Here is a 23,405-nt window from a genome sequence, read left to right as displayed (position 1 = left end):
GGCCTCGCCGTTCACTCGGCGTCGGGCGGCGCCCCCTCGGCATCGTCCTCGGGCGCGCCCTTCAGGATCGAGTCGGCAATTACGCCGGCGTTCTGGCGGATCGCCGCCTCGATCTCGTTGGCCAGCGCTTCGTTGTCGCGCAAGAACTGCTTGGCGTTCTCGCGTCCCTGCCCCAGCCGCTGGCTGTTGTAGGAGAACCAGGCGCCGGACTTCTCGACGATACCGGCCTTGACGCCGAGGTCGATCAGTTCGCCCACCTTGGAGACGCCCTCGCCGTAGAGAATGTCGAACTCAACCTCGCGGAACGGCGGCGCCAGCTTGTTCTTGACCACCTTGACGCGGGTCTGATTGCCGACGATCTCCTCGCGGTTCTTGAGGGCGCCGATGCGGCGGATGTCGAGGCGCACCGAGGCGTAGAACTTGAGGGCATTGCCGCCGGTGGTGGTCTCGGGGCTGCCGAACATCACGCCGATCTTCATGCGGATCTGGTTGATGAAGATCACCATGGTCTTCGACTTCGAGACCGAGGCGGTGAGCTTCCTGAGCGCCTGGCTCATCAGGCGGGCCTGCAAGCCGGGCAGTTGGTCGCCCATCTCGCCCTCGAGTTCGGCGCGCGGCGTCAGCGCCGCCACCGAGTCGACCACCAGCACATCGATGGCACCCGAGCGCACCAGCGTGTCGGTGATCTCCAGCGCCTGCTCGCCGGCATCCGGCTGCGAAATCAGGAGTTCGTCGAGATTGACACCAAGCTTGCGGGCATAGACCGGATCGAGGGCGTGCTCGGCGTCGATGAAGGCGCAGACGCCGCCGCGCTTCTGGGCTTCCGCCACCGTGTGCAGCGCCAGCGTCGTCTTGCCCGACGATTCGGGACCGTAGATCTCGACGATGCGCCCCTTGGGCAGGCCGCCGATACCGAGCGCGATGTCGAGCCCCAGCGAGCCGGTCGGCACCGTCTCCACTTCCACCACCTGCCCCTTGCCGAGACGCATGATGGAGCCCTTGCCGAAGGCCCGTTCGATCTGCGACAGAGCGGCGTCGAGCGCCTTGGTCTTGTCCATGGAGGTTCCTTCCACGAGGCGAAGTGAATTCTGCGACACTGGTCCGCTCCTTATTCCACGCCCGGCCGGCCATTTCAAACACCCGGCCAATGTACATGATATGTTCTCTTTTGCAAGAGCCATATATGTCATTGACAGGAAAAAGCAACTCTGATTTCGTTCCCGTCGTGTTCCGGGAGGATCGAGAAGCCGGACATCAGGGGAGAAACGCGCTGAAAACAGGGAATCGAGGCGAGGGTTTCCGGCCGGTGCTGGCGGTCGGCGGCTGCCATCAGGACGTGCTCGGCCGGACGAGCGGCGCCTACGAGCCGGCAACCTCCTGTCCCGGCATCGTGACGCGCCGTCCCGGCGGCGTGGCGCGCAATGTCGCGGTGCTGCTCGGCCGCGCCGGGGCGCCCTGCCGATTCGTGTCGATGGTCGGCGACGACGCCGCCGGCCGCGAGCTTGTCGCCGAACTCGAGGCCGCCGGCATCGACGCCTCGGCGGTGGTGGTTGACGCGGCCGGCCGCACCGGCACCTATCTCGCCATCCACGACGGAGCCGGCGAGTTGGTGTCCGCCGTCTCCGACCTCGGCCTCTACGATGGCTTCGCGTTGCCGGCCGCCGCGCTCGCCACGGACGGCGATCCGCTGGTGTTTGCCGACGCCAACCTCGCGGCCAGCGAGCTTGCCCGCCTCAGCAAGGCCCATGGCGAGAATCTGGTGCTGGACGCCATATCCAGGGCCAAGGCGCCACGCCTGAGGCCGCTAGTTCAATCCGGCGCGCTGTTCATTTGCAACCTGCCATCAGCGGAACTGCTGGTCGGCAGCGCTGTGAGCCGGCCGGCGGAGGCAGCCGAACGGCTGAGGGCGGCCGGTGCACGGCGGGCCGTCGTCACCGGCGGCGCCAGGCCGCTCGCCGTGCTGGAGGACGGGCGCGTCACCGAACTGGCCCCGGAGCCGGCCGAGGTGGTCGACGTCACCGGCGTCGGCGACGCCCAGACAGCCGGCTTGCTGCTGGCGCTGTCGGCCGGCGCCACGCTGATCGCCGCCGTCCGGGTCGGCATGGCGGCAGCCCGTGTCGCGCTTGCCACAGCCGGCGCGTTGCGCGCGCTGCCGGAGGACGTGGTGGCCATGGCGATCGGGGCCGGACAGGAGAAGGGTATGCGGATCGCGGCCGATTGATTGAGCCGGGGAGAGGACCGCGAGATATTCCGCCTGTTTGGGGGACAGACCCCCTGTCGGCAGCATGGAGGGAGATTTGCGTCGCTCCCCAAAAGCGGGGATCGAAGCTGGGAATGGGACGAGAGAGTGGGCCTATCCGGAGCGACTCTCGCCGTGCGAGGGCGCTGATTGAGCGTATGTGCGTGACCGTTTCGGGCCGCCGGCCGGTGTCATCCTCACGCGAGAGCGGATCGAAACAAGCCCGACAGCCGGAACACCATGGCGAGCCGCCGGTATTCCCTGCCTGCACGGTCGTATCGGCCTGAGATACGGCTCCCGGCCCCGAAAGACGCCTCATCCATCAGGGGAGCCGCTGCCGGCCGGACGTGATGGAAATGCCGTCACCTTCCCGACGCGAGGGGGACGCCTTGCCGCCGGTTCTGCGGCAAGTTGGTGCGGCGGGCAGGAGACTGCCCGGCAGGACCGGGGCGATATCATTGGAACATAACGAAATTCGGCTTTTGACGCTCTGAAGCGCGCCTGCCCCCTTTCGCAAGGCCACCGGCTCGTCGTATAAACTGAGGCTCGGAGATCCATCACCCGCCGCCGACGTCGCGTGCCCGCTCCGTGGCCCTGTCGTGCGGCCACATTCGGAGGCATGATGGCATCCCTGCCACTCGTCTTTTCGCCTGAAGTCGAAGCCGCGATCACCGACGGCAAGCCGATCGTCGCGCTCGAATCCACCATCGTCACCCACGGCATGCCGTATCCAGACAACGTCGAGACGGCGCGTGCCGTCGAGGCGGAAATCCGCAGCCGCGGCGCTGTGCCGGCCACCATCGCCGTGCTGGAAGGCAAGATCCGTATCGGCCTCGACGCCGAAACGCTCGATCGCCTCGGCACGATGACCGGCGTCATGAAGCTGTCGCGCGCCGACATCGCCTTCGCGCTCGCCACCGGCCGACCCGGCTCGACCACCGTCGCCGCGACCATGATCTCGGCCCGTCTCGCCGGCATCGAGGTGTTCGCCACCGGCGGCATCGGCGGCGTTCACCAGGGCGCCGAGGAGAGCTTCGACATCTCCGCCGACCTGGAGGAACTCGGCCGCACCTCGGTGATCGTCGTCGCCGCCGGCGCCAAGGCCATCCTCGACCTGCCGAAGACGCTGGAGGTGCTGGAAACCAAGGGCGTGCCGGTGGTCGGCTACCGCACCGATGAGTTCCCGGCCTTCTGGTCGCGCGGCTCCGGCCTGAAGGCGCCGCTGAGACTCGATTCGGCGGCCGAGATCGCCGCCTTCCAGAAGGCGCGCGAGCTGATCGGCATCGGCGGCGGCATGCTGATCGCCAACCCCGTGCCGGAGACCGACGAGATCCCGGCCGTCCGCATGCAGGGCTTCATCGCCGCCTCGCTGGCCTCGGCCAAGGAGGCCGGCATCTCGGCCAAGGAGGTGACGCCCTACCTGCTCGCCGACATGTTCGAGCGCACCGCAGGCTCATCGCTCAAGACCAACATCGCCCTGGTCATGAACAACGCCCGCCTTGCCGCCGACATCGCCAAGGCGTTGAAGGCCTGATCCGGCAGTCGGGACGCGCCTCGCGCGTCCCGCACCCCTCCCTCCCGCGCGGCCACGCCCGGCCGGCGGCTCTCACGGAAACCGGCGGCCGAGGACGCTGTCATGACCGGACTGCTTCAGCCCCAGGCTGCCTTGCAAGCCGAGGCCGACGCCCTCCTCCGCGACCTCCAGCTCGAAGACATGCTCCGCCCGCTCGGCCGGCCCGTCAGGGTCGGCAGTTCGGCGATGGGGCCGATGGTGCGCCGGGACATCGACATCACCGTCGTGTGCCGGACACTCGACGAACACGCCCTGGGGCAGCTCGCCGATCTCGCCGCCCGTCTCATGCAATGCACGGCAAGCGTGGAATCGGTCAGGTTCCGGAACGACGCCGGCCAATGGAACAAGGAGCCGGAGAAGTACCCCGACGGCTTCTACCTCGGGCTGACGGTGCGCGCCGGAACCGGCGAGCCTTGGACGCTCGACATCTGGCTCGTCGGCCAGCCGGCCAGACAACCCGACCTCCGGCATCTCGAAAGCCTGCTGCCCCGCATCGGCGACGATCATCGCCGCGCGATCCTGGAGATCAAGCATGCGCTGGCCGGGCGCCCGGCATCGACGGACGCCATTCCCAGCATCCTCGTCTACGAGGCCGTCGTCGATCACCACATCCGGACCATCGCGGCGTTCGACCGCTGGCACGCCGATCGCCTCGCGCGATGATCCCCCGCTATTCGGCCAGCGTTTCCTTCACCGTCGTCGCCAGTTGCTTCAGCGAGAAGGGCTTGGGCAGGAAGTTGAACTGCTCGTTCTCCGGCAGGTTCTTCTTGAAGGCGTCCTCGGCATAGCCCGAGACGAAGATGATCTTGAGGTCGGGCCGCGTCTTGCGCAGTTCCCGCAGCAGCGTCGGTCCGTCCATCTCCGGCATCACCACGTCGGACACCACGAGGTCGATCTTGCCGCCGGCCTCCTCCATCACCTCCAGCGCCTCGGCGCCGGTCGATGCCTCGTGGACGGTGTAGCCGCGCGAGATCAGTGCCCGGGCGGCGAAGGCGCGCACCGCCTCCTCGTCCTCGACCAGCAGGATGGAGGCGGTGCCGGTGAGGTCGGCGATCGGCGTCGCCTCGACGTTCTTCTTCGGCGCCGTCTCGGCCGCCGCCTCGTGGCGCGGCAGGAAGATGTGGAAGGTAGTGCCCACCCCCACCTCCGACATCGGATAGATGTAGCCGCCGGTCTGCTTGATGATGCCGTAGACGGTGGAGAGGCCGAGGCCGGTGCCCTTGCCCACCTCCTTGGTGGAGAAGAACGGATCGAAGATCTTCTCCATGATCTCCGGCGTCATGCCCGACCCGGTGTCCTCCACCTCGATGTGGACGTATTCGGCAGCCGGCATGCCCTTGAACGTGTAGGCGGCGCAGTCGGCCACCGTGACGTTGGAGGTGCGAATCTCCAGCTTGCCGGCCCGGGTCATGGCGTCGCGGGCGTTGACGGCGAGGTTGATGATCACCTGTTCGAGCTGGTTGAGGTCGGCCATCACCGGCCAGACGTCGCGGCCGTTGACAACCTTCAACTGCACCTTCTCGCCGAGGAGGCGGCTGAGGAGGTTGGACAGCTCGGCCAGCACGTCGGAGAGCACCAGCACCTGCGGCCTGAGAGTCTGGCGGCGCGAGAAGGCCAAGAGCTGCCGGACGAGACCGGCGGCGCGGTTGGCGTTCTGCTTGATGTTCATGATGTCCTGGAAGGACGGGTCGGTCGGCCGGTGGTTGTTGAGCAGGAGATCGGAGAAGCCGATGATGGCGGTGAGCACGTTGTTGAAGTCGTGCGCCACGCCGCCGGCCAGCTGGCCCACCGCCTGCATCTTCTGGCCTTGCGCGAACTGCGCCTCCAGCGCCCGCTGCTCGGTGGTCTCGAGCGCGTAGACGACCGCCACCTCGCCGTCGCCGGCCCCCTCCTCGACGGTGGAGACGTAGAAGCGGGCCGAGCGGTCGCCGTCGCCGGCCAGCGACACGTCGATGCCGGAAATGTTGCCCTGGCCGTTCACCGCCGAGACGATCGCCTCGGAGATCGCCTTGCGGTCGCGCTCGGCCACCACGTCAGTCAGGCGGCCGCGCGGCGCCGTGGCGTCCGGCCGGATCGAGGCGCCAAACAGCCGCATGAACGGCGCGTTGTTGCGGCCGATGCGGCCTTCCTTGTCGATCGAGGCGATGGCGGCCGGCGTGTTGTTGAAGAAGCGGGTGAAGCGAACCTCGGCGGCGCGCAGCGATTCGGAAATGTCCTCGCCGGGCGAGCGGTTCAGCACCAGCGTGCGGCTGTCGCCCACGGCGCCATCACTGCCCACCGGCACGCGGTGGATGATGCGCACCGGCAGGATCTGGCCGTTGCGCTTCATCATGTCGAGGTCGACGATGCCGGTCTTCACCTCGCCGGAAGCGCCGCGGATGCCGTCGAGCAGCGCCACGCCGTCGCCGGCCACGATCTCCTTGAGCGGCATGGCGCCGGCCTCGAACTCGGCGAGGTCGTAGCCGAGCCAGTCGGTCAGCGTGGCGTTCATGTAGACGACGCGGCCGAGCGCGTTGGCGGACAGGAAGCCGGCCGGCGCGTGGTCGAGGAAGTTCACCGCCCGCTGCAACGCCTGGAAGCTGTTCTCCTGCTCGTCGCGATCGCGGGTGATGTCGGCCACCTGCCAGACGTTGAGCGGCTGGCTGAGCCCGGTCAGCGGCCGCACGCGGATGCGGTACCAGCGGGCCGGCCCGTCGATGCGGCCGAGCGGATGGGCGACGCGCAGTTCCTCGGTCGCCCGCCGCCCCTCGCGCGACGCCTGCGCCAGGCGGAAGATGACGTCGGCGGTGTCCGGATCGCCCGAGAACACCCGCTCGACGGTGCGGACGTCGGCAGCCGCCTCGGCGCGGATCAGCCGGCCGTAGGTGGCATTGGCGTAGACGATGCGGCCGTCGCCGTCGGTGACGCAGACGCCGTCGGTCATGGTGTCGAGGAAGCGCTTGGCGAGCTGCATCTGGCCGTCGTTGCGCGACGACAGGCGCACCAGGCCGATGGCGATGGCGAACAGCGAGAACACGCCGATCACCGCCAGGAGGCCCAGGAGGCCGAGCACATAGGGCTCGGCGGCCGCCCGGTCGAGCACCGCGAACACGGCGGCGGCGGCCACCAGCGCCAGCGCCAGCGCGATCACCAGCCCGACGTTGCCGCCGCGCTCGGAGCGGTCGACGATCGGCGTTTCGACGGAAGGTGCCGACGGCTCGGTCTCGTTCATGCTGCTCTTGCCCTGCCCGCCCACCGGCGCCATGCGGCAGCACGCCGCCCGCCGGCCGGGAATCGTCTGTTCATGCCATGATCTTTAGCAATCGGCCATGGCGAGGCAAACGCCGACTTGCGCCTTTTCGCCTTCCCAATGTCGATATACCGGCTTTTGCCGTCCGTTCGCGGCCCTGGCGCCACCTCAGGAGCGCCAGCTGGCCTTCTTCTTGAGGTTCATGACGTAGCCCACCACCTGCGCCACCGCCTTGTAGTGCTGCTCGGGAATGGCCTCGTCAAGGTCGACGCTGGCGTAGAGGGCGCGGGCGAGCGGCGGGTTCTCGACCACCGGCACGTCCGACGCCTTGGCCATCTCGCGGATGCGCAGCGCCACCTCGTCGACGCCCTTGGCGACGCAGATCGGCGCCGGCGTGCTGTCGTCATACTTGAGGGCGACGGCATAGTGGGTCGGGTTGGTGACCACCACCGTCGCCTCCGGCACCTTCTGCATCATGCGCTGGCGCGCCCGCTGCATGCGCAGCGAGCGGATGCGGCCCTTGACGTGCGGATCGCCCTCGGTCTGCTTGTGCTCGTCCTTGACCTCCTGCAGCGACATGCGCTGGCGGTGCATGTAGCGGAAGCGGGCCCAGAAATAGTCGGCGGCGGCGATCAGGAACATCAGCGCCAGCATGAAGCCGAGCATCCTGAGCGCCAGCGACTTGGCCACCGTCAGCGTGCGGGCGATGTCGATGGTGACGAGAGCGTCGAGCCGGTCGCGCTCGGGCCACAGCACCATGGTCATCACCGTGCCGAGCACCGCCACCTTGATCAGGCCCTTGACGAAGTTGGCGAGGCTTTCCGGCGAGAACAGCCGCTTCAGGCCGGCGAGCGGCGACACCTTGTTGAGCTTCGGCTCCAGCGACTTCCAGGAGAACACCATGCGGTGCTGGGCGAGATTGCCGACGATGGCGCCGAGCGCCACCAGCAGCAGCGGGAAGGCGAGCGCCAGCAGGAAGCCGCCGACCAGCGTCAGGTAGAGCCGGCGCAGGCCGCCGCCGTCGACGGCGATTTCGGCCGCGTGCTCGAAGATGCCGCGCAGCGGCGGCAGCAGCGCGCCGGTCATCCCCGAACCGGTGAGCCCGATGACGGCGGTCACGGCGACGAGCCCGAAGAAGGTGCTCACCTCCATGCTCTTGATGACGTCGCCCTGCTCGTGCGCCTGCTCGAGTTTTCGTTGTGTTGGTTCTTCCGTCTTGTCGCTGTCGTCGTCCGGACCGGCCATGGCGGCACCTCAACCCGGAACGAGGCGCATCAGACCGGTCTCCAGGAAGGACCGGTAGAGGCCGATGATGGTGACGATCAGCGAGGCGAAAATGGCGAGGCCGATCATGATGGTCAGCGGCATCGCCAGGAAATAGACCTGGAACTGCGGCATCAGCTTCTGCAGCACGCCGAGACCGAGATTGTAGACGAGCGCGAACACCAGGAACGGCGCGGCGATCTGCAACGCCGTCTTGAAGGATTCGGCGATGGTCAGGATGGCGGCGTCCTTGAAGTCGCCGACCGGCACCATCTCGCCGGGTGGAAACATGGTGTAGCTGCCGGCGATGCCGGCCAGCGCCACGTGGTGCAGGTCGGTGACGAAGATGACGGTCATGCCGGTCACCGACAGGAAGGACGAGATGATGGCGCCCTGCTGGCCCATGGTGGGGTCGACGCTCTGGGCGAAGCCGAGGCCGATATCGGAGGCGATGGCCGTGCCGGCGGTCTGCACCACGCTCATCAGGAGGCGGGCGGTGAGGCCGATGGCGACGCCGATGATCACCTCGGCGATCAGCGCGAAGATCAGCCGGTTCATGTCGTTGGCGAGGCCGGCCGGCAGCCGGTTCGATAGCACCGGATAAAACACGGCGGTGAGCAGCAGCGCGAAGGTCAGGCGGACGCGCGCCGAGATGGTCTGCTCGCCGATGCCCGGCATCAGCATGCACAGCGCGCCGATGCGCGCGAACAGCATCAGGAACAGCACCGTCACCTCGGGGAGGATGCGGATGGTCATCCCCGGACGATCCATTCGGCGAGCGTCGACATGAAGCTGTTGAGCGAGTCGGCCATGAACGGCAGCGTCAGCATCAGCACGATGAAGATGGACAGGATCTTCGGGATGAAGGCCAGCGTCTGTTCCTGGATCTGGGTCAGCGCCTGGAACAGCGACACGAGAAAGCCCACCGCCAGGCCAGCGAGCATCACCGGCGCGGCGATCTTGATGGTCACCCAGATGGCGGTCCGGGCCAGGTCGAGAACCTCAGCGCCACCCATTCCCGTCCGCTCCCGCACCGGCGCCGGCGTCAGATCGCCATGCGCATGATTTCCTCATAGGCCGAAATCACCTTGTCGCGCACCGACACCATGGTGTCGAGCGCCACCTCGGCTTCCGACACCGCCGTGACGACGTCGATGATGTTGCCCTTGCCGGCCATGTAGCTCGCCTGCTTGGCCTCCGAGGCATTGCCCTGGTCGACCACGTCACGCACCTGGTCGCGCAGCATGGCGCCGAAGTCCGACGACGACGTCCCGGCGGCCAGTCCGGCCGCCTCGCCAGCCTGCCCCGCCTGGCCGCGATTCGCCAGCTTCGACATGGCGCCGTACACATGACTGGCGTTGAGCGCGGTGGTGGTGAGCGCCATGATGGGGTTCCTCCTTCAGTGCGCGCTCAGCCGCGCAGGATGTCGATGGTCTTCTGGAGCATGCTGCGCGTCGAGGAGACCACGTTGAGGTTGGCCTCGTAGGTGCGCTGGGCGCTCTGCATGTCGACCATCTCGATGAGCGGCGACACATTGGGATACTTGACGTTGCCGCTGGCGTCGGCGGCCGGGCTGTTCGGCTCGTATTTCATCTCGAAGTCCGAGCGATCGGGCACCACCTGGCCGAGCCGCACCATCTCCGCCCCCAGTTCCTTGTCGAACTTGGAGGTGACGGTGGGAATCTGGCGCCGGTAGGGATCGCCGCCCGGCGTCGAGGCCACCGAATCGGCGTTGGCGACGTTCTCGGCGATGATGCGCATGCGGCCGGTCTGCACCTTGAGGCCGGCCGAGGAGATCATCAGAGTCTTGAGGAAATCCATGATAGCCCTCACTTCTTTCCGACGGCGGTCTTCAGCAGACCGAGGCTGCGCTGGTAGAGCGAGGTCACCGTCTGGTAGTCCATCTGGTTGCTGGTGACCTTCATCATCTGGTCTTCGAGCGACACCGCGTTACCGTCCGGCGTCACCTCGTAGCCGTCGACCTTCTGCGTCCGGTAGGGCGTGCCGTTGCCGATCGCCGGCGCGGCGATGTGCATCGGGCTGGTCACCGCCGTGGCGACGCCGCCTTCGCCGGAGCCCTCCACCGCCACGCGGAAGAAGTCGGGGGCCTTGATGTCGCGTGCCGCATAGCCGGGCGTCTCGGCGTTGGCGACATTCTCGGCCAGTACCTTCTGACGCGCCTCGTGGAAACGCAGCTTGCCCTTGAGGGCCTGCAGAACCGGCAGATCGGTCATCGACATCGAAGAACTCACGGAAGCGGCGGCCAACCAGCCGCCTGGAGCGCCGCCGGACGGACGGCGCCCGAAAAACCGCGATGCCCACCAAGGATTCGCGGCTAGAAGACGATAGGCAATATTTGCCGGCCGTCTGGTTAATGAATGGTTAACAATTCTTTTGCCGGCCCGCATGGAGACTTGAAAAACGCCCGATTTGGCTGATAGCTGGGAAAAAGTGTCGAAAGGGCTTATGGTTGCGTTCTGCAACGGCCGGTGGACGGCGGTGTCGGCCGGCTTGCCGGCCGGGCGAGGGGCGGAGCAACGGTGGCGAGAGAAGTTTCCGAATAATTTCCCATTTCGAGATAAATGGACAATCGGCCTGATCAACCGGCGCCTTCAACGAAACAGGTCTTGAGTGGAAGAAGTGAAATGCAGGAATTGCTGGTAACTTGGTTCGGCACCACGGGGGCAACCGTCGTGCGCTATGCCGTGGCCCTCGCGGTGGTGATCGGTCTGCTGCTGCTGCTCCGCTGGGTTCTCCGGAACTACGCCGTCGGCGGCCAGCTGTCGATCGGCCGGAACCGCCACAACCGGCTGACGGTCGTCGAGCAGGTCGCCCTCGACCAGCGCCGCCGTCTCCTGCTCGTGCGGCGCGACAACGTCGAGCATCTGATTCTGGTCGGCGGCGGCAACGACCTCGTCGTCGAACCGACCATCATCCGCGGCGTGCCGGTCGGCAGCCTCGGCCGCGCGGCACGCCCGGCGCCGGCCCCCGCCGTCGACGAGGTCGAGACGCCGGCCATCGACACGCCCGCCGCGACGGCGGAAGCGCCGGCCGTCGCCGCCCGCCCGGCACCCGCCCCCCGGCCGGCCCCGGCCGTCGAGCCGGCCCGCCCGGCCTTCCCCTCGCATGTCGCCGGCGAGCACCCCAAGGCGACGTCGATCCAGGCCCGGCTCAACCGCGTTCCGCCCAAGCCGGCCTCGCCCTACATTCCGCCGGAAGCCCATCGCGTCGAGCCGACGGTGGCACCGATCCCGGCGATAGTTCCCGAGCTGGACGAGCCGGCCGCCGAGACGCCCAGGACCGAGCGTCGGGCCGAGCCTGCCCGCCCGCTTCCCGCCAATGAGCCGACCCTCTCCGATGACGGCCCCGGCTTCGAGGATCTCGCCCGCCAGCTTGACGAGGCGCTGAAGAGCGAGATCGAGGACATGAAGATCGAGGCCGCCGCCCCGCCTCCGGAACCGGTCGCGCCGCCCGTCGCGGAGCCGGCGCCGAGGCCCGAGCCGGCCCGCCCGGTGGTGCCCGCCGCCTCGGCCTGGCTGCGGCCGCGCACCGCCCAACCGGCGCGGCCGATCACGCCCCGCGAGCCTGTCGTGGCGCGCGAGCCGCTCGTCCAGCGCGAGCCGGCGCCGACCCGCGAGCCGATGGCACCGCGCGAACCGATGGCGCCGCGCGAGCCCGCCGTTCCGCGCGAGCCGGTGGCGCAGCAGCGCCCGCCGGTCCGGCCTCCGGTCGTCGAGCCGCGCGCCATTGAGCCGGCGCCCGAGCCCGTCGCCGCGCCGGAGTCGATGGCGCCCCGTCCCGCCGACATGGCGGCCGAACCGCCGGAAAGCGACGCCAAGGGCAACGCCGACTTCTCCTCGCTGGAGAACGAGATGGCCCGCCTGCTCGACGAGCTGGCCGGCGATTCCAAGGGAAAACGCTGAGCCCTCGCCCGCTTTCGCCGGCCGCCGCCTTGAGCGGCCCGCCCGCCGGGGCGACAGTGTCGCGGCAAGCCGGATGATTCGCGTCCGGCTTTCCCGGAAGGGCGCGATGGCGACGGACGACACCACGACGGATCAGGGACGGACGATATCCTCGGCGCCGCGCCGGCGTTCCGGCCTGTGGCGGATCGTCGCGCTTGTCTGTCCGCTGCTGCTCGGTCTCCTCTGGTTCGGCCTGTCGACCGGGCTCGCCCTCGCCCAGGACGTCAGCATCTCGCTCGGCCAGGGATCGACGCTGACCGAACGCGCCGTGCAGTTGGTCGGCCTGCTCACCGTTCTCAGCCTCGCCCCGTCGATCGTCGTGATGATGACGTCGTTCACGCGCATCGTCGTGGTGCTGTCGCTGCTGCGCTCGGCCATCGGCCTGCAATCGGCGCCGCCCAACGCTGTGATGGTGTCGCTGGCGCTGTTCCTCACCGCCTTCATCATGGCCCCGACCTTCCAGGATGCCTACACCAACGGCATCGAGCCGGTGGTCAACAACCAGATCGACCTCACCGAGGGCTTCACCCGGACGATGCAGCCGATGCGCGCCTTCATGCTGGCGCATACCCGCGAGGTGGACCTCCGCCTGTTCGTCGACCTCGCCAACCAGCCGCAGCCGGAAAGCCAGGCCGACCTAGAGACGCGCATCATCATCCCGGCCTTCATGATCTCCGAGCTGCGCCGCGCCTTCGAGATCGGCTTCCTGATCTACCTGCCCTTCCTGATCATCGACATGGTGGTGTCGTCGATCCTGATGGCCATGGGCATGATGATGCTGCCGCCGGTGGTGGTGTCGCTGCCCTTCAAACTGATTTTCTTTGTGCTGGTCGACGGCTGGGCGTTGCTGGCCGGCAGCCTGGTGCGCAGCTACGCCACTTGAGTAGCTTCAAGCGCCCTATCCGGCCTTCGGCAGACCAGCCGCCTCGGCGGCGGCGCTGGAATCGGGCGCCTTCGGCGCGGCCGCTCCCTCGGCAGGCAGGATCATGTCCGGCTTGTCGGCGGCCTCGATGTCGAGGTAGCGCTTGCGATAGTCGGCGAGGAAGTTCTTCATGGTGTCGGCGTCGGCGATCGACTTGACGATGCTCTGGAAATCGCTGCCGCTCGCCACGATCGGCCCGGTCACCGCGTCGAAGGCCGAGCCGTTGGCGGTCGGCGCCATCTTCTGCGCATACTTGGAGCGGAGCCGGTCGACGCTCATCCGGTCGCCGGACAGCGTGTAGGCGATGCCGGCCTTCAGCACGGCCAGTTGCTCGCTGTCGCTGAGCGGCAACGCGTCGGTCCAGCGGGCGCCGAGCATGCGCTCGTAGGAGGTGCCGGCCTCGGCGTAGCGGTCGGCCGACCACAGGATGTCGGCCCTGAGGCGGGCGACCTCGACGCCGTCGAGCGGCTGCAGCACCTCGAGCGCGCCGTCGGGATTGCCCGATTCGGCGAGCGCCTTGGCCTCGACGGTGCGCCGCTGCCGCTCGATCGCCACCGGCAGCGACGCCTGCCGGGTGGTCGACAGCGTGAACAGCGCCTTGTCGGGCCGGTGGTCGAGCAGGTGGACCAGCGCCAGATCGGCGGCCACCTGGGCACGCGCCGCGCCGCGCAGCCGGTTCTTCACCTGATAGTCGAGCAGTGACGCCGCCTGCGGCAGCAGGTCGACGTCGACGAGGCGATCGGCCAGCTTGCGCACCATGGCGTCGCCGCGCCGGCCGCTCGGCGTCAGCTCGCGATAGTCGTAGTAGAGCGACAGCGCCTGCACCGGGCTGAGATCGGAGTTCTTCTTGTCGAGGAAGATCTGCGAGAAGGCCGACTGCATCTCCTCGGTCATCTGCCGCGAGGTGGTCGACTTGGGATTGACCTGTTCGGCGACCCGCATCACCTCGAAGGCGCGGCGGTAGTTGCCGCGCTCGATGGCATACTGGCCGAGCAGACGCAGCGTCTTCAGCTCCAGTTCGTCGCCGCGCCAGGAGACGGCCAGCTGTTCCAGCCGGTCGATTCCCTGGTCGAGGGTGATCAGGCCCTCGCGCCGCTGCAGCTGCACCAGCCGGTAGGTGGCCTCGGCGGCGACCGGCCCCTGCCGCTCACGCACGATGTTGGAGAGCAGCGCCACCGCGTCCATGGCGTGGCCGGCCGCGTCGCGTGCCAGGGCGTTGAGAAGGTCGAGCCGCGCCCGCTCGTCGACGCTGAGACTGGTCGGATCGAGCCGCGCCAGAAGATCGCGCGCCGTGGTGTAGTCCTTGAGGTCGATCGCCGAGGCGATATGGCTCAGCGCGTAGCGGCGCTGGATCACCGGCGGAAAGCTGCCGATCACCGGATCGCCCTTGGCGAACTCGGCCGCCGCCTCGTCGTGGCGGCCGAGGTCGGAGAGCGCCATCGCCTTCCACACCGCCGCATCGGGGCTGCCGTCGAACTCGCGCCGATCAAGCAGCTTCAGCGTCTGCTCGGGTCGGTAGGTGAAGAATTCGCCGCCGGCCCGCAGCGCCGCCATGCGGCTCGACGCCGTCTCTTCCGGCGCCAGCTTGCCGATGAGATCGAGCACGCCGGTGGTTTCCGGTCCGAGGCCCTCGGCAAGTGCGAAGGTCGCCGTCTTGTACCAGCCGTCGATGCGCTCGGGCATCTCGCGCGCCTGGGTGATGGCGGTCATCAGCTTGTGGCGGCCGGCCCAGTAGCCGGCCGGATTGAGATCGCGGGCATCGCCGAAGTCGATGAAAGCCGCCTTGCGCGCCACCGACGAGCCGAGCGCCGCCGGCAGGTCGAACAGCGTCGCCTTCTTCTCCTCGGCGAAGGTCGACACCGCAAGCCCCCCCGGCCGGGTGATCGACACCAGGATGCCGTCGGAGTTGACCGCGAGATCGTCGACTTTCGGCACCACGGCGATGCCGTGGATCGAGGCGAGCGCGTCGAACTCGGTGAAGCCGTGCGGCTTGACGAGGCCGCGCGCCTGCCCCTTGCCGGTCACCACGATGACGGCGTCGCCGCTCTGCGGGTCGGTCAGCCGGTGGATGCGCGACACCGGGCCGAAGGGAATGTCGAGCGACTTGCTGCCGTCGGGGTGCACCTGCCGGCCGATCGACAGCGGCCTTGTGGGATCGGTGACCAGTTCGCCGATCGTCATCACCCATTTGGGGCCGTCCGGGCTCAGCGTCGACACGAAGCGTTCGGTCATCTCGATGCGGATCAGCTGGGCGCCGTCGAGCGTCGTCGGCTCGATGCTGCGGGCGAAACCGACGAAGGCGTCCTGGAGCGTGGCGGCGTCGATCGGCGCCGCGTCGTCGAACACCATCCAGAGCGTGTTGTCGCGCATGAACAGCGCCGCGCCGACTTCCTTCTTGTAGGGGAAGGTGATGTGCACGGCCTGTCCGACGCGCTCGGATTCGACGCGGATGACGCCGTCGACCAGCGCCCGCGCCACGGCGTTTTCCGGCAGCTCGGCGATGTCCTCGCGCGGCTTGTCCGGCGCGGCGATGATCACCGGCCGCGCCGGCGCGTCGGCCGGCGGCGCGGCTGCCGGTTGCTCGGGGGCCGGCTGCTCGGCGGCTGCGGTCTCGGTGGACGGCGGCGCCGATTGATCGGCCGGAGCCTGCACGGGAGCGGCGTGCTCGACCGCGACGGCCGGTGCTTCGTCATGGGCCGGGGCGACGGCATCGGCGGCGGCCGGCGGCTCACCATGCGCCGACGCGTCGGCGCCAGCGGCGCTCACCGCCTGCTTGGCGCCGGGAGGAACCGCCGGCAGCGGCGCGACGGCCGCCTGCAGGGCGCGGTCGAGCGGCGTCATGGCGGCCGGATTGTCCGGGCCGCGCACGTCGACCACGTAGCTGTCGCCGTCCTTGTAGGCACGCACGTCGGCGACGTTGTCGGCCAGCACATGGACGACCACGCCGCCCTCACCCTGCTCGGCGGTGATATCGTTGATGAAAGGCGGCGGATCGGCGCGAATCGCCGCGATGTCCGGCGTCGCCACGCGGTTGAACTTGAGGTCGACGCCGAGGTCGGTACGGCGGAAATCCACCTCGAACGGCACATTCCATTTGAAGGTCAGGCGGCTGAAGGTCGGCGCCCGCGCCGCCGACACGTCGAGGCGGATCGGCTTCTCGGCCTCGGCGATCATCCGTTGCGCCTCGGCCGCCACCTTGGCCATCTCGTCGGCCTTCTTGGCGAGGTCGGCCACCACCTGGTCGGGCAGGCGCGGCGGCTCGCCCTTCCAGGTGCCGGGCAGGAAATCGACGAACAGCTGCGGCCCCGCCTCCATGACGTTGATCTTGACCGAGCGGGCCAGCGCCATGCGCACGCCGAGGTTGTCGGGGTCAGTGCGCACGATCAGCACATAATTGGCCAGGCGCACCACGGCCGCCTCGGCATTGAGGGCAACCGGCTGGTCGAACTGGATGACCAGCACACCGCTGTCCGACGTCACCTTGTGCGGCGGCAGGAGATTGAGGTTGGGAAAGGTCAGCACCATGCGGCCGAAATTCGGCCGGGCCTCGTAGTCGACCTTGACCGGCTCGGCCGCCTGCTCGGCCCGGACGGCGCCTGGAGCGCCGGCCGCGACGAGGCACAGCGCCAGGGCGGCGGCCAGGAGACGGGCCGACGACCGGATACGCAACGCGGCCTCGCGGACCAACCGGGCACAACGCATGAACACACCCCGAGCGCGCCGGGATACGCCGGCGCTCCCGGAATCCTAGGGCGTGCGCGCTTAATGTGCGGTTACTTGCGTCTGCGAAACCAGCGGATCGCCGGGAAAATGCCGGCCGGATACCGGCCTCAGCGGCCGGAGGGCGCCGGCATGATCTGCGGCAGCTGCGAGGCGTCGGTCGGCGGCGACTCGCCCGGCGACGGGGTGGGGTCGGCGACGGCCGTCGTCTGCTCGACCTGGACGACCACGCGCTTCTGCGCCTCGCGGGCGCCGATCATCATGTTGGTGATGCGGCTGGCCTTGTCCGGATCCATGGCGGCAACGATCGGCGACAGCTTGCGCGGGTTCATGTGCTCGGCCAGTTCGAGCAGCGTGTCGCCGTCGAGCTTGTCGAACACGGCGGCGGCAGCCTTCGGCTTCATGCTCTCGTAGAGCGACACCAGCGCCGCCAGCTTGTCGTCCATGGCCGCCGGTGCCCCGCCGGCCGCCTGACCGTTACCCGCCGCCTGACTGCCGGCCGGCGGCGTCCCCGGCGCGGACGGGGCGGCCGGCGCGTTGGCGCCGCCGCCGAGTTGCGTCTCGATCGACTGCAACTGGTTCAAGCGATCGGAGAGGCGCTTTTCCGCCGCCTCCAGCAGCTTGGCCCGCAGGTCGAGGTCGTGCTCGCGCTTGTCGAGATCGTCGCGCCGGGTGGCGAGACCCTCCAGGATGGCGCGCTCCGACGAGCCGATCGGCGGCGAATATTCCTTCGGCCGCTCGGTGTAGACGTCGCTCTTGCCCTTGGCGCCGTGCGCGTTGCCGCCGTGCCCGCCATCGGCCGGCTTGGCCTCTCCATGCGCGTCGGCGGCCGGTTCGGCCTCTCCCTGCGCGTCGGCAGCCGGCTTGGCCTCTCCCTGCGCATTGGCAGCCGGCTTTTCCTCGGCCGGAGCGACATCTTCGGCCGGAGCGGCGGCATCGCCGCCGGAGGTCGCCGGCGGCTCTCCATGGGCAGCGTCGGCCGCCGGAGCGTCACCGTGGCCGTCGGCGGCCGGCGTTTCCGCGGCCGGAGGCGCGCCCTCGGCCGGCGTTTCCGCGGCGGGAGCCGCCTCGCCGTGCCCTTCGGCCGGCGCCTCGCCATGGCCGCCACCGTGGCCGGCCGCATCCTTCTCCTGCTCGGCCTTCAGCTTCTTGTATTCGCCGGCCAGATCGACGGGCGCCGTCAGCCGGTCGACCGCCGACGTGTCGGCGGTGGGACTCGGATCGGCCGCCACCTCGCCATGGCCTTCCGCCTCGCCGCCCGAGGCGACCGCCGGCTGCGGACCGACCGCGAAAGGCTCCACTCCCATCACGAAGCCGAGCACCTTCACGGCGAGCAAGGCCGTGACGGCGATCAGCACCAGCGGGAGCAGGCGGATCCTGTTCACGCAGCGGCCTCCCGCTTGCCGCGCCTCAGCGCCGACAGACGCTCCGCCGCCGCCTCGGCGGCTGCCTTGAGATTGCGCGCCGTGCTTTCGCGCGCCGGCTCCGGCTCGGTCTCGGCCATTGGCGCCATCGCGCCGTTCCGCGCCGCGCCGACGATGGCGCCGATCCGCTTGACGATCTCGTTGCCGGCGGTGAGCCGCTGGTCGAGATCACCGAGCAGCGTCTCGGCGGCCAGCATGCGGCCGCCCAGCGCCCGCTCGCATTCGGAGGCGGTCGCCTTCAGGCCGAGGATGGCCCGCTCGGCGATCTCGGTGGCGGTGATCAGCTCGGAAATGGTGGCGCGCAGCACCTCCTCGTCGGCCCTGAGACGGGTCAGGCGGCGGTTGAGGATGGCGCAATAGACGATGGTGAGCGCGAGAAGGACGGCAACGACGACCTCGATCGCCACGCCGAGATTGAGGCCGGAGGTCATGTGTTCTGCATCTCCTTCTGAACCGCCCGCTCGAAGGCGGCCAGCGTCATGCGCGGCCGCTTGAGATTCCTGTTGATCTTCACCGATACCTTGTCGCCGAGCCGGCCGATGTTGCCCGAGGTGATGTGCACGTCGCCGCACTTGATGGCCACGGGATCGTCGGGCGACACGCCGAACAGCAGCGTCTGCCCCACCTCGAGGTCCATCACCATGGACAGCGGCAGTTCCTCCTCCACCAGCACGGCGTCGACCTCGATGTCGGCGTTGTAGATCTCGGTGGCGAGGTGGCTTTCCCAGATGTTGTCGCGGCCGAACTTCTCGCCCATGATCATCTGCAACAGAAGGTTGCGGATGGGCTCGATGGTCGCATAGGGCAGCAGCATCTCGACAAGGCCGCCGCGGTCTTCCATGTCGACGCGGAACTGGATCAGGATGCAGGCGTTGGCCGGTCGCGAGATCGGCGCGAAGCGCGGGTTGGTCTCAAGGCGCTCCAGCGTGAAGTTGATCTGGGTGAGCGGGGCGAATGCCTTCTCGCAATCAGCGAGCAGCAGGTCGATCATCCGCCGGACGAGGTTCATCTCGATGGTGGTGTAGGGCCGCCCCTCGACGCGGATCGCCGTGGTGCCGCGACCGCCGCCCAGCAGCACGTCGATGATCGAGTAGATCAGCGACGAATCGACGGTCATCAGCCCGTAGTTGTCCCATTGCTCGGCCTTGACCACGGAGAGAATGGCCGGCAGCGGGATCGAGTTGAGATAGTCGCCGAAACGCACCGACGAGATGCCGTCGAGCGACACCTCGACGTTGTCGGAGGTGAAGTTGCGGAGCGTCGTCGTCGTCTCACGCACGAAACGGTCGAAGACGATCTCCAGCATCGGCAGGCGTTCGTAGGAGACGAGCGCCGAGTTGACCAGCGAGCGGATGCCGCTCTGGTCGCTGGAGACGTGATCCTCGACATTGAAGCCGAGGAGGTTGTCGATTTCCTCCTGGTTGAGCACGCGGTCGGCGCCGCGGCTCGACGCGTCCAGCTCGGAATCGTTGTCGTCGATCATCGCCGCCCACTGGGCGGCCACCGCGTCGGCGTTCTCGACGCCCTGCTCTTCCAGCGCGGCGCCCCATTCGGCGGCGAGATCGTCCATCTCGTCGCCGCTGTCGGCCCGCTGCTCGGCCAGTGCCGCGCCCCAGTCGGCCGAAAGATCGTCGTCGTCGCCAGCCATGCTCGACATCCCTATTGCACGATGACGTTCTTGAAGAGCACGTCGTCGACGCGGGCCGGATAGACCGCGATGTTGACGCGCCGCTGCAACTCTTCCTTCAGGCGGAACAGGCCGGCCGAGCCTTGCAGGTCGGAGGCGCGGAGTTCGCGCATGTAGGTCTGGAAGGCGTCGAGCACGCGCGGCAGGTTGGGCTTGATCACCTCGAGCATCTTGTCGTCGCTGACCTCGAGGGCGATCTCCATCTTGACGAAGGTCGGCCGCTCGTCGGCGGTCGACAGGTTGAGGATCATCATCGGCAGGTCGTAGTAGTAGGCATGCGGCTGCGAGGCCGCCTCCACCGCCGCCACGTCGGCCACCGCCGGCGTCGCCGGCGAGCCGCCCGTCAGGAAGAAGGCAGCGCCGCCGCCGACCAGCAGCACGGCCACCGCCGCGCCGCCGATGATGATCAGCTTCTTCTTCGAGGAGGAACCGCCGGCCTCGCCGCCTTCCTGCGTCTCGCCTTCGGGTTTCGGAGTCTTGGCCATGGCCTCAGGCGCCTGCTCTCATTCGCGGGGGAAGCCGAGCGCCTCCTCCGGCAAGCTATGGGTCGGCCCCTCCTCGACGACAACGATTCTTTGCCGGCGCCCACAGTCGTTTCGCTTGATGTCAGGATAGTTAACGATTGGTTGATAATTGGTTAACGGCCCGGCAAATGTTGCCGCCCGTTCTTGCCGGCCGGCAGGAAACGCCGGGCGCGGCGGAGAGGATTGTCGCGCCAAACCCTTGTTTCCCAACACCTCGCCGGTTGGCACGTTCCCTGCGATATCCACAGCGGGCGGTGCCGCTGGGGAGCGTGACGCCGTCCGGTCAGGACTTGGGAACGATCTGCCATGCAGAATGCAACTCTGGTGGCGCTGTCGGGTCAGATTGCGCTCCGGCGCAAGCTGGACGTCATCGCCAACAACGTCGCCAACATGGATACCGCCGGCTTCAAGCGCGTCTCGCTCGACTTCGAGGAGACGACCATGCCGAAGGCGTCGGCGACGCTGTTTCCCCGCCGCGACCGCGACAACCGCTTCGTCCGCGAGCTGGCCACCGTGCACGACTTCTCCGCCGGCTCGGTGGAAGTCACCGGCAACGACCTCGACGTGGCGATCGAGGGCGACAGCGGCTTCTTCGTGGTCGGCACGCCGGCCGGCGAGCGCTACACCCGCGCCGGCGACTTCGCCATCGACAGCACCGGACGCCTCGTCACCTCCGACGGCAAGCCGGTGCTCGCCGACGGCGGCGAGGTCACCTTCGGCGCCGAGGAAACCAACATCGCCGTCGCCCGCGACGGCACCATCTCCTCGAGCGCCGGCCTGAAAGGCAAGCTCCGGATCGCCGACTTCCCCGACACCACGGTGCTCGCCAAGGACGGCGACAACCTCTACTCGGCCAGCGCGGCGCCGCAGGCGCCCGCCTACGTCCGCGTCCGCCAGGGCGCCCTCGAGAAATCCAACGTCTCGGGCGTCCAGGAACTCACCGCCATGCTGGACGTCCAGCGGGCCTATGAACGCATCTCCAACCTGGTCAAGCAGCAGAACGACACCAGCAGCCGGGCGATCGAACGCCTCGGCTCGGTCAATGCCTGATCCGGAGTGACCTGACATGAAAGCTCTGACCATCGCCGCCACGGGCATGAAGGCCCAGGAGACCAACGTCTCGGTCATCTCCAACAACATCGCCAACATGCGCACCACCGGCTACAAGAGCCAGCGCGCCAATTTCCAGGATCTGCTCTATCAGACGCTGCGCCGCCAGGGGTCGAGCACCTCGGACGCCGGTACCCAGGTGCCGGCCGGCGTGCAGCTCGGCTCGGGCGTCCGCGTCGTGGCGACGCCGCGCAACATGACCCAGGGCGATCCCGAATCCACCGGCAACGAAAAGGACGTGGCCATCCGCGGCGAGGGCTTCTTCCAGATTACCCTGCCCGATGGCCGCACCGCCTACAGCCGCGACGGCTCTTTCGAGCTTGATTCCACCGGCACGCTGGTCACCGCCGACGGCTATACTGTTCAGCCGGCCATCACCGTGCCGCAGAATGCCAGCGGTCTCACCATCTCCAACACCGGGCAGGTGCAGGCCAAGATCGGCAACGACAGTTCCATGACGGTGCTCGGCCAGATCGAACTCGCCCGCTTCGTCAACAAGAACGGCCTTGAGCCGATGGGCGACAACCTGTTCCTGGAAACCGCATCGAGCGGCCCCGCCCAGACCGGCAGCCCCGGCGACGCCGGCTACGGCACACTGCTGCAGGGCTATCTCGAAAGCTCCAACGTCGAGGCGGTGAGCGAGTTGTCGTCGCTGATCTCGGCGCAGCGGGCCTACGAGATGAATTCCCGCATCATCAGCGCCGCCGACCAGATGTCGCAGACCACCTCCAACCTCGGCAAGTGAGACCGGCCATGATGCGCGCCCTGTTCTTCCGGATCGTCCTCGCCGCCGCGCTCGCCGGGCTGGCCGCCGGCTTCATCGCCACCCATCAGGCGGCGGCGGCCGAGCTGCGGCAACGCATCGAGGTCGGCAGCGGCATCGTCACGCTCGGCGACCTGTTCGACGGCGCCGGCGCCCTGGCCGGCCGCGCCGTGTTCCGGGCGCCGGCGCTCGGCGTCACCGGCGCGCTGCCGGCCGCCGAGGCGGTCAAGGCGGCCGTCGCCGCCGGCCTCGCCATCGACAGCCTGCCGTCCTTCGACAGCGTCGCCGTGGTCCGCCGCGCCGTCACGGTCGATGCCGCCGCCGTCACAAGCCTCGTTGCCGAGGCAGCCGCCGCCCGTCTGGGTGTCGCCGTCGAGACCCTCGACGTCAGCCTCGACGGCAGCATCGCTCCGGTCGCCGCCAATGCCGCCGCCGCCGCGCCGGCCGTGCTGTCCGACTTCTTCCTTCAGTCCGGCTCCGGCCGCTTCAACGCCACCGTGGCGATCGACGTCGGCGACGGCGAGCAGACGCTGGCGCTCACCGGCCGCGCCGTCGAGACCATCGCCGTGCCGGTGCTGAACCGGCCGGTCGACCGCCGCGACGTCATCCATGCCGCCGACGTCGCCGTCGTCCGCATCGAGACGCGGCGCGTGCCCGGCTCGGCGATCCTCGACGCAAACGAACTGATCGACATGGCCGCCAAGCGTCCGCTCAGGGCCGGCGAGGCGATCGCGTCGGCCGACGTCGAGCCGCCGCGCGTCATCCTGCGCGGCGACGTCGTCACGCTGCAGTATTCCCGCCCCGGCCTGACGCTCAACGCCCGCGGCCGCGCCCTCGGCGACGGCGCCAAGGGCGACCTCGTTTCCGTCATGAACGAGCAGTCGAAGCGCACCGTGCAGGGCGTCGTCACCGGCGCCGGTATCGTGGCGGTCACCGCCTCGACCGGCCCGGCCGTCCTCAAGACCGCGATGAACTGAGCCCGAGGATCA

General features: G+C 68.6%; 21 protein-coding genes. 8 read left to right on the top strand and 13 right to left on the bottom strand.

Annotated elements, in window-relative coordinates:
• Window positions 1-11: 11 nt before the first annotated feature.
• Complete coding sequence (gene recA, locus H512_RS0106305; protein WP_026782744.1) at window positions 12-1,097, bottom strand: recombinase RecA; 1,086 nt, start codon at window positions 1,095-1,097, stop codon at window positions 12-14.
• Window positions 1,098-1,306: 209 nt separating this feature from the next.
• Here recA and H512_RS22795 point away from each other — a divergent pair, with 209 nt between their 5' ends.
• The 3 genes from H512_RS22795 to H512_RS0106290 all read left to right on the top strand — a co-directional run bounded on the left by H512_RS22795 (window position 1,307) and on the right by H512_RS0106290 (window position 4,475).
• On the top strand, window positions 1,307-2,221 hold the full coding sequence (locus H512_RS22795) for a PfkB family carbohydrate kinase (protein ID WP_053239616.1): 915 nt from the start codon (window positions 1,307-1,309) through the stop codon (window positions 2,219-2,221).
• A gap of 637 nt (window positions 2,222-2,858) precedes the next feature.
• Window positions 2,859-3,773, top strand: coding sequence for a pseudouridine-5'-phosphate glycosidase (locus H512_RS0106295; protein ID WP_026782743.1), 915 nt, complete (start codon window positions 2,859-2,861; stop codon window positions 3,771-3,773).
• A 102-nt stretch (window positions 3,774-3,875) separates the two neighbouring features.
• Window positions 3,876-4,475, top strand: a complete 600-nt coding sequence (locus tag H512_RS0106290; RefSeq protein ID WP_026782742.1) for a hypothetical protein — start codon at window positions 3,876-3,878, stop codon at window positions 4,473-4,475.
• A 7-nt stretch (window positions 4,476-4,482) separates the two neighbouring features.
• On the opposite strand, the gene cckA is transcribed toward H512_RS0106290, so the two are convergent.
• The 7 genes from cckA to flgB all read right to left on the bottom strand — a co-directional run bounded on the left by cckA (window position 4,483) and on the right by flgB (window position 10,544).
• Window positions 4,483-7,023 (bottom strand): cell cycle histidine kinase CckA, encoded by a 2,541-nt coding sequence (gene cckA / locus H512_RS0106285; protein WP_026782741.1) that lies wholly within the window; start codon window positions 7,021-7,023, stop codon window positions 4,483-4,485.
• 186 nt (window positions 7,024-7,209) lie between these two features.
• Entirely contained in the window at window positions 7,210-8,286 is a 1,077-nt protein-coding gene (gene flhB, locus H512_RS0106280; protein ID WP_026782740.1) for a flagellar biosynthesis protein FlhB, read from the bottom strand.
• 9 nt (window positions 8,287-8,295) lie between these two features.
• Window positions 8,296-9,060: a flagellar biosynthetic protein FliR gene (gene fliR, locus H512_RS0106275; protein ID WP_026782739.1), complete on the bottom strand. Its 765-nt coding sequence runs from the start codon at window positions 9,058-9,060 to the stop codon at window positions 8,296-8,298.
• The gene (fliQ, locus tag H512_RS0106270; RefSeq protein ID WP_026782738.1) at window positions 9,057-9,320 is read right to left on the bottom strand and encodes a flagellar biosynthesis protein FliQ; all 264 of its coding nucleotides are present in this window, start codon (window positions 9,318-9,320) and stop codon (window positions 9,057-9,059) included. The genes fliR and fliQ overlap by 4 nt, the downstream gene beginning before the upstream one ends.
• A 29-nt stretch (window positions 9,321-9,349) precedes the next feature.
• Window positions 9,350-9,688: a flagellar hook-basal body complex protein FliE gene (fliE, locus tag H512_RS0106265; RefSeq protein ID WP_026782737.1), complete on the bottom strand. Its 339-nt coding sequence runs from the start codon at window positions 9,686-9,688 to the stop codon at window positions 9,350-9,352.
• Window positions 9,689-9,714: 26 nt separating this feature from the next.
• Window positions 9,715-10,125 carry a flagellar basal body rod protein FlgC gene (gene flgC / locus H512_RS0106260; RefSeq protein WP_026782736.1) on the bottom strand — a complete coding sequence of 137 codons (411 nt, stop codon included), beginning with the start codon at window positions 10,123-10,125 and terminating at the stop codon, window positions 9,715-9,717.
• Window positions 10,126-10,133: 8 nt separating this feature from the next.
• Window positions 10,134-10,544, bottom strand: coding sequence for a flagellar basal body rod protein FlgB (gene flgB, locus H512_RS0106255; RefSeq protein WP_026782735.1), 411 nt, complete (start codon window positions 10,542-10,544; stop codon window positions 10,134-10,136).
• 405 nt (window positions 10,545-10,949) lie between these two features.
• Between flgB and H512_RS0106250 the strand changes: the two genes are divergently transcribed.
• Together H512_RS0106250 and fliP are read left to right on the top strand one after the other, a co-directional pair.
• Window positions 10,950-12,227: a flagellar biosynthetic protein FliO gene (locus H512_RS0106250; protein ID WP_026782734.1), complete on the top strand. Its 1,278-nt coding sequence runs from the start codon at window positions 10,950-10,952 to the stop codon at window positions 12,225-12,227.
• 106 nt (window positions 12,228-12,333) lie between these two features.
• Complete coding sequence (gene fliP, locus H512_RS0106245; protein ID WP_084798325.1) at window positions 12,334-13,149, top strand: flagellar type III secretion system pore protein FliP; 816 nt, start codon at window positions 12,334-12,336, stop codon at window positions 13,147-13,149.
• A 15-nt stretch (window positions 13,150-13,164) separates the two neighbouring features.
• Here the strand turns inward: fliP and H512_RS0106240 are convergent, their stop codons facing one another.
• The 5 genes from H512_RS0106240 to H512_RS0106220 all read right to left on the bottom strand — a co-directional run bounded on the left by H512_RS0106240 (window position 13,165) and on the right by H512_RS0106220 (window position 20,504).
• Window positions 13,165-16,857, bottom strand: a complete 3,693-nt coding sequence (locus H512_RS0106240) for a tetratricopeptide repeat protein (RefSeq protein ID WP_026782732.1) — start codon at window positions 16,855-16,857, stop codon at window positions 13,165-13,167.
• Between the two features lie 161 nt (window positions 16,858-17,018).
• Entirely contained in the window at window positions 17,019-18,293 is a 1,275-nt protein-coding gene (locus H512_RS25645; protein WP_053239615.1) for a MotE family protein, read from the bottom strand.
• Entirely contained in the window at window positions 18,290-18,763 is a 474-nt protein-coding gene (locus H512_RS0106230) for a DUF6468 domain-containing protein (RefSeq protein WP_026782731.1), read from the bottom strand. The genes H512_RS25645 and H512_RS0106230 overlap by 4 nt, the downstream gene beginning before the upstream one ends.
• Window positions 18,760-19,980: a flagellar motor switch protein FliM gene (gene fliM, locus H512_RS0106225; RefSeq protein WP_026782730.1), complete on the bottom strand. Its 1,221-nt coding sequence runs from the start codon at window positions 19,978-19,980 to the stop codon at window positions 18,760-18,762. The genes H512_RS0106230 and fliM overlap by 4 nt, the downstream gene beginning before the upstream one ends.
• Before the next feature lie 11 nt (window positions 19,981-19,991).
• The gene (locus tag H512_RS0106220) at window positions 19,992-20,504 is read right to left on the bottom strand and encodes a flagellar basal body-associated FliL family protein (protein ID WP_026782729.1); all 513 of its coding nucleotides are present in this window, start codon (window positions 20,502-20,504) and stop codon (window positions 19,992-19,994) included.
• A gap of 345 nt (window positions 20,505-20,849) precedes the next feature.
• On the opposite strand from H512_RS0106220, the gene flgF reads away from it, so the two are divergent.
• The 3 genes from flgF to flgA are packed head-to-tail and all read left to right on the top strand — an operon-like array spanning window position 20,850 to window position 23,393.
• Window positions 20,850-21,593 (top strand): flagellar basal-body rod protein FlgF, encoded by a 744-nt coding sequence (flgF, locus tag H512_RS0106215; RefSeq protein WP_026782728.1) that lies wholly within the window; start codon window positions 20,850-20,852, stop codon window positions 21,591-21,593.
• 16 nt (window positions 21,594-21,609) lie between these two features.
• Window positions 21,610-22,398, top strand: a complete 789-nt coding sequence (gene flgG, locus H512_RS0106210; RefSeq protein ID WP_026782727.1) for a flagellar basal-body rod protein FlgG — start codon at window positions 21,610-21,612, stop codon at window positions 22,396-22,398.
• An 8-nt stretch (window positions 22,399-22,406) separates the two neighbouring features.
• Complete coding sequence (gene flgA, locus H512_RS0106205; protein WP_026782726.1) at window positions 22,407-23,393, top strand: flagellar basal body P-ring formation chaperone FlgA; 987 nt, start codon at window positions 22,407-22,409, stop codon at window positions 23,391-23,393.
• Window positions 23,394-23,405: the final 12 nt, after the last annotated feature.

The sequence above is a fragment of the Pleomorphomonas koreensis DSM 23070 genome, from assembly GCF_000425185.1.
GTDB classification, from domain to species: Bacteria; Pseudomonadota; Alphaproteobacteria; order Rhizobiales; family Pleomorphomonadaceae; genus Pleomorphomonas; species Pleomorphomonas koreensis.
Note: the sequence above shows the minus strand (reverse complement) of the source record. Positions and strands in the feature narration are given on the sequence as shown.

Excerpts from the sequence above, each read along its gene's own strand:
- fliQ (WP_026782738.1), bottom strand. The coding sequence starts at position 9,320 with ATGGGTGGCGCTGAGGTTCTCGACCTGGCCCGGACCGCCATCTGGGTG.
- flgF (WP_026782728.1), top strand. The coding sequence starts at position 20,850 with ATGCAGAATGCAACTCTGGTGGCGCTGTCGGGTCAGATTGCGCTCCGG.
- H512_RS0106230 (WP_026782731.1), bottom strand. The coding sequence starts at position 18,763 with ATGACCTCCGGCCTCAATCTCGGCGTGGCGATCGAGGTCGTCGTTGCC.
- flhB (WP_026782740.1), bottom strand. The coding sequence starts at position 8,286 with ATGGCCGGTCCGGACGACGACAGCGACAAGACGGAAGAACCAACACAA.
- fliM (WP_026782730.1), bottom strand. The coding sequence starts at position 19,980 with ATGGCTGGCGACGACGACGATCTTTCGGCCGACTGGGGCGCGGCACTG.
- flgG (WP_026782727.1), top strand. The coding sequence starts at position 21,610 with ATGAAAGCTCTGACCATCGCCGCCACGGGCATGAAGGCCCAGGAGACC.
- flgB (WP_026782735.1), bottom strand. The coding sequence starts at position 10,544 with ATGTCGATGACCGATCTGCCGGTTCTGCAGGCCCTCAAGGGCAAGCTG.
- fliE (WP_026782737.1), bottom strand. The coding sequence starts at position 9,688 with ATGGCGCTCACCACCACCGCGCTCAACGCCAGTCATGTGTACGGCGCC.
- flgC (WP_026782736.1), bottom strand. The coding sequence starts at position 10,125 with ATGGATTTCCTCAAGACTCTGATGATCTCCTCGGCCGGCCTCAAGGTG.
- H512_RS0106250 (WP_026782734.1), top strand. The coding sequence starts at position 10,950 with ATGCAGGAATTGCTGGTAACTTGGTTCGGCACCACGGGGGCAACCGTC.
- cckA (WP_026782741.1), bottom strand. The coding sequence starts at position 7,023 with ATGAACGAGACCGAGCCGTCGGCACCTTCCGTCGAAACGCCGATCGTC.
- H512_RS0106295 (WP_026782743.1), top strand. The coding sequence starts at position 2,859 with ATGATGGCATCCCTGCCACTCGTCTTTTCGCCTGAAGTCGAAGCCGCG.
- flgA (WP_026782726.1), top strand. The coding sequence starts at position 22,407 with ATGATGCGCGCCCTGTTCTTCCGGATCGTCCTCGCCGCCGCGCTCGCC.
- H512_RS0106290 (WP_026782742.1), top strand. The coding sequence starts at position 3,876 with ATGACCGGACTGCTTCAGCCCCAGGCTGCCTTGCAAGCCGAGGCCGAC.
- H512_RS0106220 (WP_026782729.1), bottom strand. The coding sequence starts at position 20,504 with ATGGCCAAGACTCCGAAACCCGAAGGCGAGACGCAGGAAGGCGGCGAG.
- fliR (WP_026782739.1), bottom strand. The coding sequence starts at position 9,060 with ATGACCATCCGCATCCTCCCCGAGGTGACGGTGCTGTTCCTGATGCTG.
- fliP (WP_084798325.1), top strand. The coding sequence starts at position 12,334 with ATGGCGACGGACGACACCACGACGGATCAGGGACGGACGATATCCTCG.